This window comes from Catellatospora paridis, from assembly GCF_009720365.1.
In the GTDB taxonomy this organism is placed as follows: Bacteria; Actinomycetota; Actinomycetes; order Mycobacteriales; family Micromonosporaceae; genus Catellatospora; species Catellatospora paridis.
Map to the genome: position 1 here is coordinate 355,045 of NZ_ML769317.1, position 20,071 is coordinate 375,115.

At 71.1% G+C, this 20,071-nt stretch carries 13 protein-coding genes; 3 read left to right on the forward strand and 10 right to left on the reverse strand.

Annotated features, from left to right (window positions below; genetic code table 11):
• Window positions 1-76 precede the first annotated feature (76 nt).
• A complete protein-coding gene (locus F9C41_RS42035; RefSeq protein ID WP_155388241.1) occupies window positions 77-1,486 on the reverse strand; it encodes a SigE family RNA polymerase sigma factor in 1,410 nt (469 codons plus the stop codon).
• Between the two features lie 190 nt (window positions 1,487-1,676).
• Between F9C41_RS42035 and F9C41_RS19465 the strand changes: the two genes are divergently transcribed.
• Window positions 1,677-5,402 carry a S8 family serine peptidase gene (locus F9C41_RS19465; protein ID WP_230689759.1) on the forward strand — a complete coding sequence of 1,242 codons (3,726 nt, stop codon included), beginning with the start codon at window positions 1,677-1,679 and terminating at the stop codon, window positions 5,400-5,402.
• Window positions 5,403-5,457: 55 nt separating this feature from the next.
• On the opposite strand, the gene F9C41_RS19470 is transcribed toward F9C41_RS19465, so the two are convergent.
• Complete coding sequence (locus F9C41_RS19470) at window positions 5,458-6,864, reverse strand: family 43 glycosylhydrolase (RefSeq protein WP_155388242.1); 1,407 nt, start codon at window positions 6,862-6,864, stop codon at window positions 5,458-5,460.
• A gap of 190 nt (window positions 6,865-7,054) precedes the next feature.
• Between F9C41_RS19470 and F9C41_RS19475 the strand changes: the two genes are divergently transcribed.
• Complete coding sequence (locus tag F9C41_RS19475; protein WP_155388243.1) at window positions 7,055-8,062, forward strand: winged helix-turn-helix domain-containing protein; 1,008 nt, start codon at window positions 7,055-7,057, stop codon at window positions 8,060-8,062.
• 199 nt (window positions 8,063-8,261) lie between these two features.
• Entirely contained in the window at window positions 8,262-9,851 is a 1,590-nt protein-coding gene (locus F9C41_RS19480; RefSeq protein ID WP_230689760.1) for a flavin monoamine oxidase family protein, read from the forward strand.
• A gap of 131 nt (window positions 9,852-9,982) precedes the next feature.
• On the opposite strand, the gene F9C41_RS19485 is transcribed toward F9C41_RS19480, so the two are convergent.
• The 8 genes from F9C41_RS19485 to F9C41_RS19520 form a co-directional block, all read right to left on the reverse strand.
• A complete protein-coding gene (locus tag F9C41_RS19485; RefSeq protein WP_155388244.1) occupies window positions 9,983-10,972 on the reverse strand; it encodes an NAD(P)-dependent alcohol dehydrogenase in 990 nt (329 codons plus the stop codon).
• Between the two features lie 86 nt (window positions 10,973-11,058).
• A complete protein-coding gene (locus F9C41_RS19490) occupies window positions 11,059-11,754 on the reverse strand; it encodes a TetR/AcrR family transcriptional regulator C-terminal domain-containing protein (RefSeq protein ID WP_155388245.1) in 696 nt (231 codons plus the stop codon).
• A 400-nt stretch (window positions 11,755-12,154) separates the two neighbouring features.
• A complete protein-coding gene (locus F9C41_RS19495) occupies window positions 12,155-12,757 on the reverse strand; it encodes a DUF4760 domain-containing protein (protein WP_196279845.1) in 603 nt (200 codons plus the stop codon).
• Window positions 12,758-13,034: 277 nt separating this feature from the next.
• Window positions 13,035-14,207 (reverse strand): ROK family transcriptional regulator, encoded by a 1,173-nt coding sequence (locus F9C41_RS19500; RefSeq protein ID WP_155388247.1) that lies wholly within the window; start codon window positions 14,205-14,207, stop codon window positions 13,035-13,037.
• A 116-nt stretch (window positions 14,208-14,323) separates the two neighbouring features.
• Complete coding sequence (locus F9C41_RS19505) at window positions 14,324-15,661, reverse strand: ABC transporter substrate-binding protein (protein WP_230689761.1); 1,338 nt, start codon at window positions 15,659-15,661, stop codon at window positions 14,324-14,326.
• A gap of 87 nt (window positions 15,662-15,748) precedes the next feature.
• A complete protein-coding gene (locus F9C41_RS19510) occupies window positions 15,749-18,139 on the reverse strand; it encodes a glycosyl hydrolase family 95 catalytic domain-containing protein (RefSeq protein ID WP_155388248.1) in 2,391 nt (796 codons plus the stop codon).
• A complete protein-coding gene (locus F9C41_RS19515) occupies window positions 18,139-19,041 on the reverse strand; it encodes a carbohydrate ABC transporter permease (protein WP_155388249.1) in 903 nt (300 codons plus the stop codon). Before F9C41_RS19515 ends, F9C41_RS19510 begins: the two co-directional genes overlap by 1 nt.
• Window positions 19,038-20,009 carry a carbohydrate ABC transporter permease gene (locus F9C41_RS19520; protein ID WP_155388250.1) on the reverse strand — a complete coding sequence of 324 codons (972 nt, stop codon included), beginning with the start codon at window positions 20,007-20,009 and terminating at the stop codon, window positions 19,038-19,040. Before F9C41_RS19520 ends, F9C41_RS19515 begins: the two co-directional genes overlap by 4 nt.
• Window positions 20,010-20,071 lie beyond the last annotated feature (62 nt).

Here is a 20,071-nt window from a genome sequence, read left to right on the forward strand (position 1 = left end):
CGGTCGACGGACACGACGGCCGGACCGGGGTGAACCAGCAGCTCACCCCGCAGGCGGAGCGTCATCGGTACCTGGACTATCCGGTGAGGAAGTGCCCGTCGAGGGTGATGCTCTCGGCGATGCGGATCAGGTCCTCGAACCGCAGCGGCACCAGCCGCATGTCGTGCTCGATGATCACCATCCGGGTGTCGTCGAGGAACACCCGCAGCGCCGGGCGCTCGGCAGTGCCGGTGCGCTGCGCCGGCAGCCAGCCGACGTTGAACTGCGGCGCTCCGACGACGTGCTCGGCCTGCTGCAGCCCGACGCACAGGGTGTCGAAGACGTACGCCGGGTCGGTGGCCGGCGCCGCGACTGCCCGTACACAGATCCCGTCGGGCCGCATCGACCAGACCTGGTATCCGGCCGGCGCGAGACCCAGTCGCAGGCGTGAGGTGACCGGTCGCGCGGCCGGACGCAGGCCCTCGGCGAACGCCTGCGCCTGTGCCACGGTGAGCAGGCTGTTGCTGGTCAGCTGCAACCAGCGGCCGTCGCGCTGCCACCAGAGGTCGAGCTGCAGCCCGCGGTCCCACGCGGTGCCGCGCATCAGGAAAGCCTGTGTGCCCCCGATCGTCGTCGTTTCCGTGGCCTGCGTCATGTCGGGGCGCGCGGCAGTCACGCGAAGCTCCATGCTGTTCCAGAGCCGCGTCGGGCTGGCGAAGGTGAGCACCAGCGCGGAGTCCGTCACCGCGACCGTGCTGGCCATCCCGGCCAGCGGGCCGGGCAGCACGGTCGGCTCGTAAGGGAACACCGACAGCGGGGCAGAGAACGGAGCCAACGGCAGCACGCTGGGCGACGGCGACGGCGTGATGACCGGCGGCGGGGTGTGCGGGAGCAGGAACGGCACCAGTAGCGCGAGCACGGTCAGCGCCAGCGCGGCGGCGCCCGCGGCTATCCCGCGGTGGCGTCGCTGCGCGGCTCGCCGCCGCACCGCGGCCACCGGCACCGACGGCGGCGCCTGCGCCGTGCCGGACACCGGGACGGCCAGCCGGGAGCGCAGCTGCGCCAGTCCCCGATGCGCGTGCACCCGCACCGTGGCCGGTGACCGGCCCGTCAGCTCGGCGATCTGCCGGTCGTCGAGGTCCTCGAAGAACCGCAGCACCAGCACGGTGCGCTGGCTGCGGGGCAGTGTCGCCAGCAGTTGCCACAGCGCGGAGCGTTCCGCGTGCCGCTGTGCGAAGTCGGTGCCGCAGGCCGTGTCGGGCGGCTGCTCGACCGCGGACTCGCGGCTGGAACGCCGCCGCCACCAGGTCGAGTTGGCCCAGATGAGCCCGCGACGCAGGTACAGGTCCGGGTCGCCGTCCGCGATGCGCCGCCACCGGGGGTAGGCCTTGGCGAGCACCTCCTGCACCAGGTCTTCGGCCAGGTGCCGGTCGCCGCACAGCACGTGCGCGAAGCGCACCAGGTGCCCGGACCGGGTCTGGACGTACTCCTCGAAGTCGGTGTGCACGGCTCTCCTCGGCTGGCGTCGACTGCTGTGCAATACGACTACGCGAGACCCGCCGGACGTTTACCCCCGATCACCCGGGGTGGCGCGATAGGGCGAGTCACATCTGCGCCACGGGTGATGTATCCCGTGCGGCCTGCGTCGTTGCGACGATCTTCGGGCGTTCATCCCCCGCACGAACGGAGTCCGCCTCGTGGCCGCACTTCCCTCACCGAGACGCCGCGCCCCCGCGCACGCCCTGCTGGCGATAACGCTGGCACTGGGCGCGATCTCGGCCGTTTCCCCCGGCAGCGCCGTCGCCGCCGTGCCCGCTGCGAAAGCCCCGATCAAGCCCGGCGGTTCGCACACCATCACGCTGATCACCGGCGACCGGGTCACCGTCACCGCGCTGCCCGGTGGCCGCACCACCACCAGCGTCCGCAGCCCACACGGCGGCACGGCCGGCGCGCACGTGCTGACCTACGGCACGGACACCTACGTGTACCCCGACGCGGTCACGCCGTACGTCGCCGCGGGCCTGCTCGACGAGCGCCTGTTCAACGTCACCGACCTGATCGCCGACGGCTACGACGACGCCCACCGCCCACGGCTGCCGCTGATCGTGCAGTACGCCGACGGCACGGCCGCCCGCCGCGCGCCGCTGCCCGGCTCGGTGCAGGTACGCGGCCTGGACAGCGTGCACGGCGCGGCCGTCGAGCAGCAGCGCGGCGACGCCGACCGGTTCTGGGCGGCGCTGACCGCCCCGAGCGCGGCCAAGCGCGCCGACGCCCGGCCCGCGCTCGCCGGCGGGGTCACCAAGGTGTGGCTGGACGGCAAGGTCCGCGCCGCCCTGGCCGACACGACCGCGCAGATCGGCGCACCCCAGGTCTGGGCGACCGGCAACACCGGCTCCGGTGTCGCGGTCGCGGTGCTCGACACCGGCGTCGACGTCACCCACCCGGATCTGGCCGGGCAGGTCGCGCAGACGGCCAGCTTCGTGCCGGGGGAGGAGGTCACCGACCGGCACGGGCACGGCACGCACGTCGCGTCGACGATCGCGGGCACCGGCGCCGCGTCGGACGGCCGCGAGCGCGGCGTCGCCCCGGGCGTACGCCTGCACGTCGGCAAGGTCCTCAACGACCTGGGCGAGGGCCAGGACTCCTGGATCATCGCCGGTATGGAGTGGGCCGCGCGCCAGCAGGGCGCGAAGGTCGTCAGCATGAGCCTCGGCGGTGCGCCCACCGACGGCACCGACCCGCTCAGCAGCGCCGTGAACGAGCTCAGCGCGCAGACCGGCGCGCTGTTCACCATCGCTGCCGGCAACTCCGGCCCCGACATGCAGAGCGTCGGCGCGCCCGGTGCAGCCGACGCCGCGCTGACCGTCGGCGCGGTCGACAGCCTCGACCGGATCGCGTTCTTCTCCAGCCGCGGCCCGCGCCGCGGCGACAACGGCCTCAAGCCCGACATCACCGCCCCCGGCGTGGACGTGCTCGCGGCCCGCTCGCAGCAGTCGAGCGAGGGCGAAGGCCTGTACACGACGATGAGCGGCACGTCGATGGCGACGCCGCACGTCGCGGGCGTGGCGGCGCTGCTGGCCGCGGCTCACCCGGACTGGTCGGGGCAGCGGCTCAAGGACGTGCTGATGAGCACGAGCCGCACGAGCGAGCGCATCGACCCGTACATCGACGGCATCGGCCGAGTCGACGCCGTCGCGGCCACCGGGGCGAGCGTGTTCGCCACCGGCACCGACTTCACCGACCTGGCCTGGCCCTACCAGCCGGGGCAGCGGATCGACCGGGAGGTCGTCTACACCAACACCGGTGACGCGCCGGTGGACCTGGCGCTGGCCGTCCGCGCGCCGACCGCGCCGGCAGGACTGTTCACCCTCGACGCGGACCGGGTCACCGTGCCCGCGCACGGCACCGCCAAGGCGACCGTCCACATCGCCCTGGACCGCGCGCAGGACGACACCTACGCCCACGTCGCGGTCGACGCCACCGGCCCCGGCGGGCTGCGGCTGCGTACCCTGGTCGGCCTGAACAAGGAAGGCGAGCGCGCCGACCTGACCTTCCAGACCCGCGACCGCGCCGGTCTCGGCCTGGCCGGGCTGATCCTGCTCAAGGACATCACCCGCAACACCGCGCCGCGGCTGTACGCCGTGGACGGCACCGGCCGCCTCACCGCCAACCTGCAACCGGGCACCTACAGCGCGATCATGCAGGCGGAGCTGCCCGGCGTCACCGGGCCGCACTCGCTGGGCCTGGGACTGCTGATCGCACCGGAGATCGTGCTGACCGGCGACCGCACCGTCGTGCTCGACGCCCGGCAGCTGCGGCAGGTCGCCGCCGAGGTGAAGACGCCGACCGCGCGCGCCGACGTCCGCGTCGACTACGGCCGCACCTACGCCGACCTGGTGCCGTTCTTCGACAACTACACGGTGCACAGCCGCTTTCACAGCGTCTGGGCCACCCCGACCGGCGGTGCCGTCAAGCAGGGCCAGTTCAGCCTCGGGTTCCGCTGGAGCCTGGTCGAGCCGCCGCTGACCATCAGCGGGCACGGGCAGCGCTACGACGACCTGCTCATGCAGACCGCTTCGCGCAGCCTGCCGGACGGCCGTGAGCAGCTCGACCTCGCCTTCGCGGGCCGGGGCACCGCCGCCGAGCTGCGGCAGGCCCGGGTCCGCGGCAAGATCGCCGTGGTACGGCACGAGGCCGGGGGCGACGTCGTCGCGCAGGCCGACGCGGCGGCCGCCGCCGGGGCGCGGATGCTGCTGCTCGTCAACGACGCCGACGGCCGCCTGGACGCCTGGTACGAGCTGGAGAACCCGAACCCGGCGCTGCCGGTCGCCGCCCTCGGCCGGGACCAGGGCGAGCAGCTGATCGCACAGCTCGCCAAGGGCAGGCAGCGGCACACCGTCGAGTCGCATCCGCTGCCGTCCTACGTGTACGACCTGGTCCACCGCTACCGCGGCGCGGTGCCGAAGGACGTGACCTACCGGCCCGGACCGCGTGACCTGGCCCGTGTCGACGTCGCCTACCGCAGCCCGGTGCCCGGCACCGGGTCGGGGCTGCGCTACGACGTCCCCCCGGACCAGCCGTGGGCGGCGCTGAGCGGCGGCATCCTGCCGGTGCCCGGGCAGGGCGCCCGCACCGACTGGGTCTCGGCCGACCACGGCAACCAGTGGTTCGAGCAGGCCGGCATGGGCCCGCTGACCTTCTCGTCGGACCTGCTCGGCTACCGGCCGGGCAGCCGCACGGACGTGCGCTGGTTCGCGCCGATCGGCCGGCCCAGCATGCTGCAGGACAGCCTCGTGTCGGGCCGGCCGACGATGGTCGGCAACGAGCTGATGGTCTGGGCGCTGCCGAACTGGGGCGACTCCGACCCGCACCACCAGGCGCTGGTGTGGGAGGGCGAGATCTCGCAGCAGACCAGCCTGTACCAGGGTGACGAGCTGATCGCCGAGAACCCGGGCAGCAGCATGTACGGGGTGCTCACGCCCGGTCCGCGGCCGGTACGGCTGATCACCGAGACCAGCCAGGAGGTCGTGTCGCCGTACTCGGTCAGCACCCGCACAGAGTGGACGTTCTCGTTCACGGGGGCCGCGTCCGACGAGATCCGGCGGCTGCCGCTGATCGGCGTGCACTACCTGGTCGACACCGACCTCGCCGGCCGGGCCGACCGCGGCGCCCGCCTGGGCGTGACCGCGCAGCAGTTCGAGGGCGTGCACCAGGGCGGGCAGATCCGCAAGGTCGAGGTGGAGCTGTCGTACGACGACGGCCGCACCTGGCGGCGGGCGTCGCTCGACCGGCGTGACGGCTCCTGGCAGACGACCCTGCACGCGCCGTGGTGGGCGAAGTTCGCCTCGGTGCGGATCAGCGCCGCCGACTCCGCGGGCAACACGGTCACCCAGGCCGTGGTGCGGGCGTTCGGCCTGCGCTAGTTCCCTGATCTGGGAGAGTCGGGGGCGACCACGACTCTCCCAGATCTGCTGCCGGTCAGACCCGCGTGATGCGGATCGCGTCGGCGATCACCAGGCCCGTGCCGTTGGTCCAGCGGCTCACGGCGACCTTGTTCTCGTCCCCGGCGGTCAGCGTGAACGTGCCCAGGGTGCGCCACGCGCCGCCGTTGAACCGCTGATCGACGTTCACCGTCTGGTTCCCGCTCGCGGTGACGATCACGTACGGCGCTTTGGTGCTGTACCCCGTCAGCGACGGCCACCACGCGTCGACCCGGTACGTGCCGGTCTGCGGGATCGCGAACTTGTACCAGGCCGCGTCGCTGGCCGAAACTGGGTCGGCGAACCGGTAGTCGGCCCCATACCGCTGCACCGAGTACGACGACACGCCCCAGTTCGCGCTCGCGGTGAACCGCCCCTCGGTGGTGTTGTCGACGATCGCCGACCAGGCCGTGGACGGGTTGTCCGGATCACCCGACGGCGGCGTCAGCGCCGTGCCCACCGCGTACGGCCGGCCGAAGTTCGGGGTGCCGTCACCGTTCCAGGTGATCTTCTGGGCGCGGGTGGTACGGCCCGCGTACGTGTACGCCGACGTGGTCTTGCCGTGGTAGACGATCCAGTCCTCGGTGCCGTCCGGGGACTTGAAGAACCCGTTGTGGCCGGGCCCGAACACGCCCGCGGCGTCGTTGCGCCAGAACACCGGGCCCGCGTGCTGCACCCAGTTGCCCGCCACCAGCGGGTCGGCCCCGTCGGCGATGGACTTCATCCACAGCTGGTAGTCGGGCTTGCCGGTGTCGCAGGTCGAGTAGACGAGGAACAGCCGCCCGCTGCCGCGCAGCCCGACCGCGCCCTCGCGCACCTCGGTGCAGCCGCCGCCGGCCGGCAGCGCCATCCGCGAACCCGTCGTCGACCAGGGCGTGTCCATGCGCTGCAGGTAGATCTGCGCCGGGCCGCCCATGCCGCGGCCGGGACCGCTCCAGGCGAAGTACATCTGGCCGTTGTGCACGAACGGCTCACCGTCGATCGCGTACTCGCCGTGGTCGGCGATGCGCGCCTTGAAGTGGTACGGCCCCAGCGGGTCGTCACCGTCGGACTCGATCACATACGTGCGGTGGTTGGCGTCGACGCCGTTGCTGGCCGTGTAGTACACGTACCAGCGCTGCCCGAACCGGTACAGGCCCGGCGCCCACATCTGCTGGTTGCGGCTCGGGTCGCTGTCGCGCCACACGGTGTGCTCACCGGCGCCCGCCAGGCCCGCCAGCGTCGGCGACTTCCAGATTCCGATCCGGTCCCCGAGCGTGGTGGCCAGGTAGTAGTTGCCGTTGACGTAGGTCAGCGTCGGGTCCGCGCTGCCGTTGAGGGGGTTGGTGAACGTGCCGGCCGCCAGCGCGGGCGCGGCGGGTACGAGCAGCACGAGCGTCAGGAACAGCAAAGCCAGGCGTCGCATCGGGTCAGCTCCCGTCTCCGGATGGTGGAGCGTGGTCGCGACAGAGCATGCGACCTGTCCGTCGAGCGGGGCCAGTCGCTTCGGGCAGGACCGAAGCGTGCTCCGGCGGCAGCATCGATCGCCGCATGGGCATCGCTGATTGCCCGTAATGCCCGTCTGGCGGTAGAGTCCGCGCAGCGGAGGCCGGACCATGCTGCGCATACACTTCACCGCTGCTGACCTGGGTTCGCTGCGGCTCGCCTCAGGCGCCGATCCACTGTGGGAATCCCTGTTGAGCCAGCACGCGCTGACCAGCGGGCACGCGCCACCGGCCCTCGGGTCGTGGCGTCGGCGTGCGATAACGCGCCTCACCCCGGAGATGCGGGCGCTGCTGAGCCTGGCGCCTCCGACGGGCTACTCGCCCGACTTCCTGACCCCGACGCGGGGACTCCGCGACGTCGACGAAGGCCTCGACGCGGGCCTGCACGAGGTGCTGGCGACCCCGGTCGATCACCTGCGAGCGGATCTACGCCAGGTGCTGCCGCAGCACTGCCCGCGCGAGCGGGCCGAGCGGCTGGCCGACGGCGACCGCACAGCGGTGACCGCGCTGGCGTCCGCGATGCGCGCCTACTTCGACGCGGTGCTCGCCGCCCACTGGGAGCTGATCTCGGGGCAGGTCGCCGGCGCACGCGCACGCGGGGCGCGGTTCCTGGTCGACGGGGGCGTCGACCGGTTGCTGACCACGCTGCACCCCACGATCCGGTGGGACGCGCCGACCCTGCACGTCGCCTACCCGGACGACCGCGACATCCACCTCGCAGGCCGTGGCCTGGTGCTGCTGCCGTCGTTCTTCTGCCGCAGCACGCCCGTGACGCTGCGAGCGGCCGACCGGCCGCCGGTGCTGGTGTACCCGATCGACCACGATCCCGACTGGGACGCCGAGCGGGCCACGCCGCCCGACGGCGAGCTGGTCGCGCTGCTGGGGAACACCCGCGCCGCGGTACTGCGCGCGGCCCAGTTGCACCCGCACGGCTGCACCACCACCGAACTCGCCCGCCGGGTGCGCATCTCGCTGTCCAGCGCCAGCGAGCACGCCACCACGCTGCGCCGGGCGGGACTGCTGCGGACGCGCCCCTACGGCAGGCACATGCTGCACGTGGTGACCCCGCTGGGCCGCGCACTGCTCACCGGGCGCCCTGGACCGCAGCAGCCCTCGTGACCCGACCGGTCGACGAACGGCTGATCCAGCACTACCGCGCGGCCATCGTTACCTACCGGTCGGTTGAGGACCGGGTAGGCAATACGGCGGACATACAACTAAAGCGGCACCGAAATCTGGCCCTCCTAGCCTCCGGGACTCAACATCCCCCACGCGGGAGGCGTCCCCCCGCCTCCCGGACGTCCCTGGAGGTTCCCCTTTGGCCCAGACGCGCCGTGACTTCCTCCGCCAGGTCGGCATCACCGGCGGCGCAGGAGTCATGTTCCACACGATGGGAGCCCTCGGGCTCACCACCGCGGCCAACGCTGCCGAGACCCCGCCGTTCACCCCGCTCACGAGAGACGGCCTGCGAAGCCGCGGCGCCAAGTCCGTCATCGTCATGGGCGGCGGCATCGCCGGCATGACCGCCGCGTACGAGCTGCTCAAGGGCGGCTACTCCGTCACCGTGCTCGAGGGCCGCGACCGGCCCGGCGGCCGCAACTGGACGGTCCGGCGCGGCACCACCTTCACCGACCTCAAAGGACAGACTCAGACGGCCGGCTTCTCCAAGGGCCAGTACATGAACGCCGGCCCGGGGCGCATCCCGCAGATGCACGTGACGCTGGACTACTGCAAGGAGCTCGGCGTCCCGATCGAGGTCTTCACCAACCAGAACGCCGACGCGTTCCTCTACCGCGAGAATGTCCCCGGCGCGCTCAACGGCGTCCCGGTCCGGCAGCGTGCGGTGAAGGCCGACGCCTACGGCTACACCGCCGAGCTGCTGGCCAAGGCGACCAGCCAGGGCGCCCTCGACGTGGAGCTGACCGCGGAGGACAAGGACGCCCTGATCTCCTACCTGCGCAGTTTCGGTGCCATCAACTCCGCCAACGAGTACGTCGGCGGCGGCCGCCGCGGCTACGCCCCTGAGCCCGGCGCCCACCTCGAGGCCGGCACCCCGCTGCCGCAGTACGAACTGTCCGACCTGTTCCGCTCCACCCTGGGCAACTACTTCTCCTTCGAGATGGGCTTCGACCAGGCGATGATGATGTACCAGCCCATCGGCGGCATGGATCGCATCGCGTACGCCTTCGCCGAGGCGATCGGCGCCCGCCGCTTCCGCTATAACGCCGAGGTCGTGGCTTATCAGAACACCCCTGACGGCGTCGCGGTCACCTACACGACCGCCAACGGCCCGAAGACCATCACCGCCGACTTCGCCATCAACGCGATGCCGCCCCACATCGCCGCGAAGATCCCCAGCAACATGCCCGCCGAGGTCGTCACGGCGTTGGGCTCGGTCAGCAGGACCAACGCCGGCAAGATCGGCATCGAGTACGACCGCCGCTGGTGGGAGGAGGACTTCCGCATCTACGGCGGCATCACCAACGCCAACACCAACATCGGCAACGTGTGGCACCCGTCGTACGGCTACCACGGCAAGACCGGCACGATGATCGGCTACTACAACACCGGCGGCAACGCGAACTTCTACGGCACCCTGACCCCGGCGCAGCGGCTCACCGAGGCGGTGGCACAGGGCAAGAAGATCTTCGGCGACGTCTACGGCGAGGGCATCACCGCGTCGTTCAGCCAGGACTGGGCGTCGGCGAAGTTCTCCGAGGCGGCGTGGGTCAGCTGGCCCGGCGCGGCCGGCGGCCAGACCGGGGCCGGCTACCGCAGCCTCCTGCAGGCCTCCGGCAACGTCTACTTCGCCGGCGACCACCTCAGCCACGCCATCGCCTGGCAGCACGGAGCCATCACCTCGGCCCGCGCCACCGTCGAGCAGATCCACGAGAGGGTGACCGCCTGACGCGCACCGGCGCGCCGGTGGCAATCGACGCCGTCGCCGACCTCGCCCTCATGGTCAACGGGCGAGGCCGGCGACGGCGTCCTCGATGCTGTCGGCCAGGTGCACCCGGCCGTCCGACCGGCGACATGGCCTCACTCGACGGCTACCACCACCTTGCCGCGTGCCCGTCCGGTCTCGACGTGACGGATCGCTTCAGGCAGCTCCGCGAACGGGTATCGGCGTTCGACGACCGGCTTGACCGCGCCGCTGTCGAACAGGGCGGTCAGCTCCACCAGGTCGCGGGCGCTGGCCGGGGCGGCCGGGGTGTCGGTGATGACCACGGGCTGGGAGGTGAGCTTGCCCATCACGGTGGCGCCGATCATGTGGTCGACGGGCCTGGCCCAGCGTCCCGCGTTTCCGCCGACGACGACGTAGGTCCCCGCCGGGCGCAGCACGCGCCGGGCGGCCCAGACGGACGGGCTGCCGGCGATGTCGACGAGCGCGTCGAAGCCGCGGGCGAGCCGGGTGAAGTCCTGTGTGGTGTAGTCGATCACCTCGGCCGCGCCGATGGACCGGACCAGGTCGGCGTTGCGCGCGCTGCACACGCCGGTCACCGCCGCGCCCGCCGACCGGGCCAGCTGCACCGCGTACGTCCCGACGCCGCCGGAGGCGCCGATGACCAGGACGCGCTGTCCCGGCTGGACCTTGGCGTTGTCGCGGATCGCGGCGAGCGCGGTCAGGGCCGCCATCGGCACCGTGGCGGCCTGCTCGAAGGAGAGGCTGCGCGGTTTGGGGGCCAGGTGGTCCTCGGGGATGCAGGTGTACTGCGCGAAGCCGCCGTGCTTGACCAGGGCGTAGACCTCGTCGCCGGGGCGGAACCGGGTGACTCCGGCGCCGACCGCGGCCACCTCGCCGGCGACGTCGCAGCCGAGGATCGGGTGGCTCGGGCGGCGTTTGCCGAAGCCGCCGCCCATGAACCGGGCGACGACGGGCTCGCCGCGCAGGTGGTGCCAGTCGTACGGGTTGATCGAGGTGGCGCGGACCCGGACGAGCACCTCGCCGGCCCCCGGCACGGGCTTTTCGACGTCAGTGAGGTGCAGATTCTCGGGCGGACCGTAGGAGTGGAGCACGTACGCCTTCATCGAGGTCTCCTGACCTTACGTTGTAAGTCTTACGTTGTAAGGTAGCCTTACGCCGTAAGGCAGTCAAGGAGGAGAATCCCTTAAGGTCAGCGCCGCCGGTCGAGGCCGTCGAGGAGCAGATCCAGCCCGAACTCGAACTCCGCCTGCTCGTCGCACCAGCCCAGCGTCGAATCAGGATCGTCGTGCATGACCTCGGTCAGCATGCCGACCAGGTGGGGCAGCCGCGCGGCCATGCTCGCCATGACCGGATCGGGCTCGCCCGTGGTCGGCCCGTCACCCGGGCTGAACAGCTCCTGGCTGAAACCCAGCGCCCGGCTGCCGAGCGCGTGCATCGCGCGGTGGGCCAGGTCGTTGGAGAACCCGCCGTCGCGCATGATGCCGACCAGGCCGTCGTAGTACAGCAGCACCGCGGGGCTCGTCGTGGTCCGCGACTCGAACACCGCGGGCGCCCACCGATGCCGCAGCAGCAGCCGCCGGGCGGTCAGGATGCGCTCGCGGGCCGCGCTCTGCCAGGCCGCGCCGCGGGTCGACAGCGTGATCCGGCCGACCGCCTCGTTTATCTCGGTCGCGATGACGTCGACGACGCCGTCCAGGACCTGTTCCTTGTTGGCCACGTGGTGGTAGAGCGACATCGCCTCGGCCCCGAGGCTCTCGGCGAGCCGGCGCATCGTCACAGCGGCGATGCCGCCCTCGTCGGCCAGCTCGATCGCCGCCCGCAGCACGCGATCCCGGCTCAACGCGGGCCGGGACTCGGTGCGACTGCTTCGGGTAGCCAACGACATCAGACCCTTCACTCGCAGGTCATCGTACAGGCAAGGCTGCGAGTGCCTGATCACGCGAAGTTCCGCCGCCCGGCCGCCTCCGAAAATGATCGTCGCGACATGCCTGTAATTCCGGCGCGCGGCTCGACAAGTACCCGTCGACAGCGCGACTAACGGGAACGGCAAGAGCGACTGACGGAACTGTTCCGCCGACATGCCGACGACATCCACGCGTACGCAAGCTGGCGTATCGGCCAGCCAGGACGCCCCAGACGTGGTCGGCGAGGTCTTCCCGGCCGCCTGGCGGTCCCTGGACTTGACTGCTCAGGACGGCCACGCCCGGCCGGGTTCGGCGGTCATGCGGCGCCGACAGCCGTCGCGCAGCGATGGGGCGGTCCGCCGGTCGGCGGGCCGCCCGTGCTCAGCCGACCTGTGCTTCGGCCCGTTCCGGTCTCGTGCCTAGGACCGCCCCGTCACCTGGCGGCGTCTGCTGCGGCAAGGAAGCTAATCGCAGACCGCGGCGTACACGCAGAGTCGCCGCCAGACGCGCTATTTCGTCGTACATGAAGGGGTGGTTTTCCTCGGCTTTTATCCTGTTGACGAACGGTCGGTAGGTGTCGTCGATCCTGATGATTACCGTTGCCGATGCCCTTTCGACCACGTCTATGTTGAACACTCCGCTGTTGACGCCGACGGCAAAGTGCTCGTAGTAGTTCAAGTAGTTGTACACGTGCCGCAGCTTCTTGGGATCAGTGCGCAGGAGTTCGAGGAAGTGCTCGACCTGCTTGGTGTCCGTCTCGGACGGCATCTCTGCGGCGAGCTCTTGGCGCCGCTGCAACGTGTTGGCCATGAACTCCAGCGTGGCCTGCTTCTGCACCCGCAGCCGCTCGGCATCCGTCGCCTCGTTGGCCTGGTCTAGCTGCCTCTTCAAGAGTCGCACCTGGACGACCAGGAATCCGAGGAACGCGATGTTCACCAGCAGACTGCCCGACGCTATCCACACCGAAAGATGCTCTGCGGTCACCTGACACCTCTCATGAGACAGCCCGCTCATATCGAATCGCATCGTGTAGGTCGGGTCATCACCCCCGTGGGGTCCGCCGAAGCGCTCAGCCAGGGGTCGGGGCGACCTACGGCCGATGGGTCTTCCGGCTGACAAGCGTCGCCCGCACCGACATGGCGGTCGCCCTACGGCGTCAGCCGGCACGCTGCGCAGCAGTGATCTCGTGGTACGCGCCGATTTCACCGACGACAACCCGCCGCCCACCCAGAACTAGGCCTTCCGGCGTCCGTGCAGCGCCTCAGCCCCGGTTCTCCGCTAGGCGGCGGATGGCCGACGCGGACGCACCGCGGGCCCAGTCCTCGAAGGTGTGCGGGCGGGTGACGATCCGGCACCGGCCCGCCGCGCCGAAGGCGTGCTCGGCGAACGCGGCCCGCAGATGCTCCTCGAAAAGGTCGAAGTCGCTGACCGCCTCACCGCCGATGATGACCAGTTCCGGGCCGGCGAGGTTCACCAGCGTCGCGATCGCGGTGCCGATCACGGTCGCGGCCTGCTCGAACGTCCGCACGGCGAGGGGGTCGCCGCGGTGTGCCAGGTCGACGACCTCGCCGATCGACAGCTCCCGGCCGTGCCCGCGGGACACCTCGGCCACTATCGCCGGGGTCCCGGCGACCGCCTCGACGCAGCCACGCCGGCCGCACGGGCAGGTCCGGTCGGCCGAGGTCAGTGGAAGATGGCCGATCTCGCCCGCGACGCCGTACGCGCCCTCGACGACCTCGCCGTTGACGTGCAGGCCGCTGCCGATGCCGCGACCGATGGTGACGATCGCGAACGAGGCGGTGCCGACACCCACCCCGAACCAGTGCTCGCCGATGGTCAGGGCACGCACGTCGTTCTCGACGAGCACATCACGGCCCAGGCGCTCGGTCAGGATGGCCGCGAGCGGCACCTCGCTCCAGCCCATGATCGCGGACTCGCGGACGATACCGCCGACAGTGTCGACGTCGCCGGAGACGGTGACCGCGACGGCGCACAGCCGTCCGGCCCGCTCGCCGAGCAGGTCGACGAGCCGGTGCACGGTGGCTTCGAGGGCGTCGACGACGGTGTCGAGCTTCGTGGAGTCGAGCGGGCGGCGGTCGCTGGCGAGGATGCGCGTGGTCAGGTCGGTGGCGACCCCGACGATCTCGTCGGCGTTGACCTTGATGCCGAGGCAGACCAGCGCGTCCGGCACGACCATCAGCGGGTTCGCCGGTCGACCGGGCTGTCCGTCGCGCTGGGATTCGAGCCGGTCGGACACGAGGCCGACGCCGATGAGCGGGGCCACCGCCTTGGTCACCGCGGCCTGGGACAGGCCCGCGAGCCGGGCGATGTCGATGCGGCTGATCGGACCCCGGGTGAGGATGCACTTGAACACCTCGGCCGCTGCGGCGGAGGCTCCTTGCAGCAGCGAGACGGCGGCGCCTGGTTCGTACATGACGGGATCCCTTGTGGTTTCGATGCCGGGGCGTGGGTGGCGCGTGGTCCGAGCAATACGGTAAGGGTGCGGGGGCAGGGCGGGCGCGAACGCCGTTCCCGCCCCCGCGCCGGGTATCACTCGCCGAGGATCTCCTCGGTCTTCTTCGCCATCTCACCGAACACGTTCTTGTCGCGCTCACCGCTGAAGTACGCCTCGAACAGCGGCTTGATCGTGTCGGCGAGCTCCTGGCCGTTGGCCGTCGGCGGGGCCGCCCACAGCTCGCCGTTGTTCAGCGCGTTGACGAAGCCCGACAGGTCGAGCCCCTGTGCCTTCTGCGCGTCGACGGCGGCCTGCAGCGACTTGGCGATCGAGGGCAGGAACGTCGCGTCGACGCCGGCGGCCGACTGGCAGGCCTCCGAACCCATGTAGGTGACCCACTTCCACGTCGCGTCGAGGTTCTTGGTGCCGACGTAGATGTTGTTGGCGTTCGAGTTGCTGATCATCGAGCGGCCCTGGGGTCCCTTGACGGTCGGCGCGATGCCGACCTTGACGCCCGGGATCTTCGTGATCGAGGTCGCGTCCCAGGTGCCGCCCTGGATCATCGCGACGGTGCCGGAGCCGACCTGCTGGCTGCCCGAGACCGTCAGCTGCCCGTAGCCGGGCATCAGGCCGCGGTCGCCGAGCCCGCGTAGGTACTCGAGGGTCTTGGCGAACTCGGGGGTGTCGTACTGGAACCGGGTCGGCCACGCGGGCTTGTCGCCCATGCGCCAGCCCAGGGTGGACACGAACGAGTTCCACGAGGTCTGGCCGTTGAAGTCGCCGGAGGCGAGGCTGCCGATGCCGTAGGTGGCGACGTTGGCCTTGTCGAACCCGGCCTGGTCGCCGCGGACGCCCTTCTTGTCGACGGTGAGGTGCGCGACGATGTCGTCGAAGGTGCCGCCGTCGTCGGGGTTCCAGGTCATGTTCTTGACCTGGTCCGCGGTCAGGCCCGCCTCGGTCACCTTGGCCTCGTTGAAGTAGATCGCGGCGCCGGCCCAGTCCAGCGGGATGCCGTACTGCTTGCCGTCGGTGTACTTCCACGAGTCGACGCCGATGTTGAAGACCTTCAGGTCGTAGTTGGTCTTCTTGATCAGGTCGTCGAGCGGCATGATCTGCTTCTGGCCGGCGTACGCGCCCAGCAGCGGCACGCTGTTCTGGAAGGCGTCGGGCGCCGCGCCCGAGACGAAACCGGCGGTGAGCTTGGTGAAGTAGTCGGCCACCCCGTACTGCGAGATCTTGACGGTGATGCCGGGGTTGTCCTTCTGGAAGCCGGGCAGGCACTTATGGTACGAGGCGGCCTGCCGCTCGTCCCAGGTCCACCAGTTGACCGTGCCGCTGCCGGCGCTGGTCTCTTCGGCGGTCGAGCATGCGGTGAGCGCGGAGGCGGCGATGACGACGAACGCTAACGCCGATGCGATTCGCTGCGGTTTCACGAGTTCCTCACTGTGGGTGGCGGGGCGCCGTCGCTGACGCCCGATCGGGTGTGCGTGATGTGTTGTGGTGGGTCGGTGGGCCGGCGCTCACGCGCTCGGCAGGGTGACCTCGCCGTGGGGCGGTAGGTCGAGTTCGCGCACCTGGCCGCCGTGCTCGACGGCGATGCGGTGCGCGGTGCCGGTGAGGTCGCGGATGACGGCGCGGTCGAGCACGCCGCCGCGCCAGCTCAGGTCGACTTCGCGGCCGCCGCGGGCGCGCAGTCCGGTCACCTGGCCGTCGGGCCAGGCCGCGGGCAGTGCGGGCAGCAGGCGGATGCGGCCGCCGTGGCTCTGCACGAGCATCTCGGCGATCGCCGCGGTGAACCCGTAGTTACCGTCGATCTGGAACGGCGGGTGGGTGCTGAACAGGTTCGGCAGCAACCCACCCCACTCGGACCCGTCGACGGGAGCGAGCCTGCGATGGTCGCGGTCGAACGCGGTGAACGCTTCGAGCAGCAGCCCACGGGCCTGCGCGGCGTCGCCGAGCCGGGCCCGGAGCGCGACCTTCCACGCCCACGACCAGCCCATCGCCCCGGGTCCGCGACCGTCGAGGAAACGGCGCGCGGCCTCGGCGAGGGCGGGCGTGCGGGTGGGGTCGATCAGGTCGAGCGGGTACAGGGCGACCAGCGGGGACAGGTGCCGGTGGTGCGGGTCCACGTCGGCGACGTCGGTCGACCATTCGCGCAGCCGGCCGTCGGGGCCGGCGTCGAGCCGGGGGAGCCGGTCGAGGGCGGCGGCCAGTTCGGCGTCGAGCGGGTCGTCGGCCCCCAGCACCTCGATGGCCGTGCGGGAGCGCTCGAACAGGGCCCGGATGAGGGCCAGGTCCGTCGTGGTGGAGACGCCGATCGCCTCGGATGCTCCGTCGCGGCCGACGTACAGGTTCTCGGGGGAGGTCGAGGGGATGGTCCGCAGCCGTCCGGTGGCCGGGTCGTCGACGAGCCAGTCGAGGCAGAACAGGGCCGCGCCGCGCATGAGCGGCCATACGGTGTCCGCGAGCAGGTCTCGGTCGCCGCTGAACTCGTAGCGGTCCCACAGGTTGTGGGTCAGCCATACCCCGCCCATCATCCACATCGCCCAGCTCGGGCCGCCGTGTCCCATGCCGACCGGCAGGCTCCAGCCCCACAGGTCGCTGTTGTGGTGGGCGACCCAGCCGCGCGCGCCGTAGAGGCGGTTGGCGACGTCGGAGCCGGTGCGGGCCATCCGCTGCACGAGCGCGGTCAGCGGCTCGATCGCGTGGTCGAGTCCGACCACCGGTGCGGGCCAGTAGTTCATCTGCGTGTTGATGTTGATGGTGTAGTTGGACGACCACGGCGGCCGCAGCTCGTCGTTCCAGATGCCCTGCAGGTTCGCGGCCGGCCCGCCGGTGCGCGACGAGGCTGCCAGCAGGTAGCGGCCGTACTCGGCGAGCACGGTGACGCGCAGACCTTCGTCGTCGCCGTGCAGGATGTCGGTGTCGACGTCCCAGGTGCCGCCGCGCCGGCCGCCGATCGCGAAGCGCGCCCCCGAGGCATGGTCCCGCACGTCGGCGAGGTGCTCGGTGAACAGCTCGGACGCGGTGCGCCGCAGGGCGGCGGCCGCGGTCGAGCGGGCGTGCTCCCGGATCTCCTCGCGGGAGGAGGTCCGCCAGCCGTCGCAGTCAGGGTCAGCCCACCACAGTGCAGCCCTACTCGACGTCGACAGTGCGATCAGCAGCCGGCTCGCCCCGCGGATCTGCAGGGTGTCACCGTCGGAACCGTGGGTTCCGTCGCTTTCGACCGCGAGTGCCGCGGTCGCGAAGTGGTCGAAGCCGTCGCCGTCGAGGTAGCGGTGCGCCGGTTCGACCGAGGGTTCGTGCGCGGGCGCGCCGTCGACCGGCGCGAGCACGTCGAGGGTGAGGCCGGTAGGGGCGGTGTCGCGTCCCGCCTCGCGCAGCGGCGTCGACAGGCGCAGGTCGACGTCGAGCACGGGGGACTCGGCCGTGTACTCGACGACCAGGCAGCCGGCGGGTGCGCTGACGTAGGTGCGGCGCGTGACGGCGACCCCGTCGACGTGCAGGACTTCGGTCAGGTGTGCCTGGTCGAGGTCGAGCACGCGGGCGGCCCCATCGGGCGCGACGACCGCGCCGCGGGTGTCCAGCGCCAGGTCGACGAACGGCAGGAACTCCTGGGAGTACGGGCCCTGGAAGCTCATCAGCAGCGCCTCGGCCCGGCGCAGGTCCTCGGCGTCGATGGCGGCCCGGACCTCGGCGAGCCGGGCCGGTCCGGCCCCGCCCGCGATGAGGTCGTCGAGCGCGTCGGCCGGTCCGTCGGGGTGCCCGGACCAGATGGTGGCGTCGTTGACCTGGATGCGGGCCCGGGCACCGCCGAAGGCCATCGCGCCGATGCGGCCGTTGCCCAGGGGTGTGGCCTCGACCCACTCCTGCGCGGGTCGGCGCCAGGCCAGGCGCAGCGTCGGCGTCATCACTTCACCCCGGAGAAGCCGATGGAGTTGACGATGCGCTTACCGAACACCATGAACAGCGCCAGCATCGGCAGGGCCGCGACCAGCGTCGCCGCCATCAGGCCCGCCCAGTCGGGCTGCGCCTGCGGCGAGGACTGCTTGAACACGGCCAGCGCGAGGGTCAGCGGCTGCACGGACTCGTCGCTGGTGACCAGCAGGGGCCAGAAGTAGTCGTTCCACATGCCGATGAAGCCGAGGATCGACAGCGTGATGACGGGCCCGCTGGTCATCGGCAGGGTGATGCCGAACAGCACGCGCAGCCGCCCCGCGCCGTCGAGCAGCGCCGCCTCCTCGATCTCGGTGGACAGGCCGAGCATGAACTGCCGCAGGAAGAAGATGTTGAAGGCGGAGAACAGCGACCCGGGCAGGATCATCCCGGCGAAGGTGTTGAGCAGGCCGAGTTCCTTCACCAGCACGAAGTTCGGCAGCAGGGTGAGGATGCCGGGCACCATCAGCGCGGTCAGGAACAGGCTGAACACCAGGTCGCGGCCGCGCCAGTGCAGGCGGGCGAAGGCGTACGCGGCGATGGTCGAGAAGAACACGATCAGCGCCGTGGACAACGTCGCGTAGATGACGGAGTTGACCAGGAAGTGTCCGAGCTCGACGGACGCGCCCGAGCCGCCCTCGGCGATGGACTCCTCGGTCGTGGCGAGCCCGAGCACGCGCCGGAACGGTCCCCAGGTGAAGCCCGCGGGCAGCAGCGAGGCGGGCTCGGCCATGAGCGCGTAGTTGTCCGACAGCGCGGTGCGCAGGATCCAGTAGAACGGGAAGATCGTCACGAACAGCACGCCGAGCAGGTACGTCCAGGCGGCGGCCTTGCCGACGGTCCAGCCGCGGCGGCGGCGGGTGGCGGTGGCGGTCATGCGCTGACCTCCGATTCGTTGGCGCGCAGCAGGCGCATCTGCAGGAACGTGATGACGAGCAGGATCGCGAACAGCGCGAACGACATCGCCGAGGCGTAGCCGAAGTCGAACTGCCCGAACGCCTTGCTGTAGATCAGCATCTGCAGCACGTTGGAGGCGTTGGCCGGCCCGCCCTTCGTGGTGACCTGGACGATGTCGAACACCTGGAACGCGCCGATGACGTTGAGGACCAGCACCAGGGCCAGGATCGGGCGCAGCAGGGGGAGTGTGAGCCTGCGGAACATCTGCAGCTCGCTCGCGCCGTCGATGCGCCCGGCCTCGTAGACGGTGGGCGGGATGGTCTGCAGGCCGGCGAAGATGATGATCGACGTGTAGCCCATCTGCTTCCACACGTTGATCAGCGCGATCGACGGGATCGCCCATTCGCGGGAGGTCAGGAAGCGTACGCCGTCGCCGCCGAGCGATTCGATGGCGATGTTGACGATGCCGAGCTGGGCGTCGAGCATCCACGCCCACACGGTCGCGGCGACGACCGCGGAGATGAGGAACGGCAGGATGATCAGGCCCCGGATGACGGTCGAGGACGTGAGGCGGTGCAGCACCGCCGCGGTCACGATCGACACGGCCAGGCTCATGGTCACCGAGAGCGCGACGAAGTAGACGGTGACGCCCAGCGCGGACCAGAACACGTCGTCGGAGGCGAGCTTCACGTAGTTGTCGAACCCGACCCAGGCGGGCGGGGTGAGCACCGCGAAGTCGGTGAAGCTCAGGTAGAGCCCGCGCAGCGTCGGGTAGACCGCGAAGACGGCGAACCCGATCAGCGAGGGCGCGATGAGCACCCACGCCAGGCGGGCGTCGCCGCGGTGGGCGGGGGAGTTCACGTTGACCGCGCCGCGGCCCCTGCCGCGCCGCCGCGTCGCCGGCTGTGGTGGCCGCGTCTCGCGGGCCGGTGTTTCCAAGAGCGCCATTGGTCCTGCTCCCGCATGTTCGATCTGTCGCGCCGTTGCCACGGCGGGGGTTTTCGATCTGC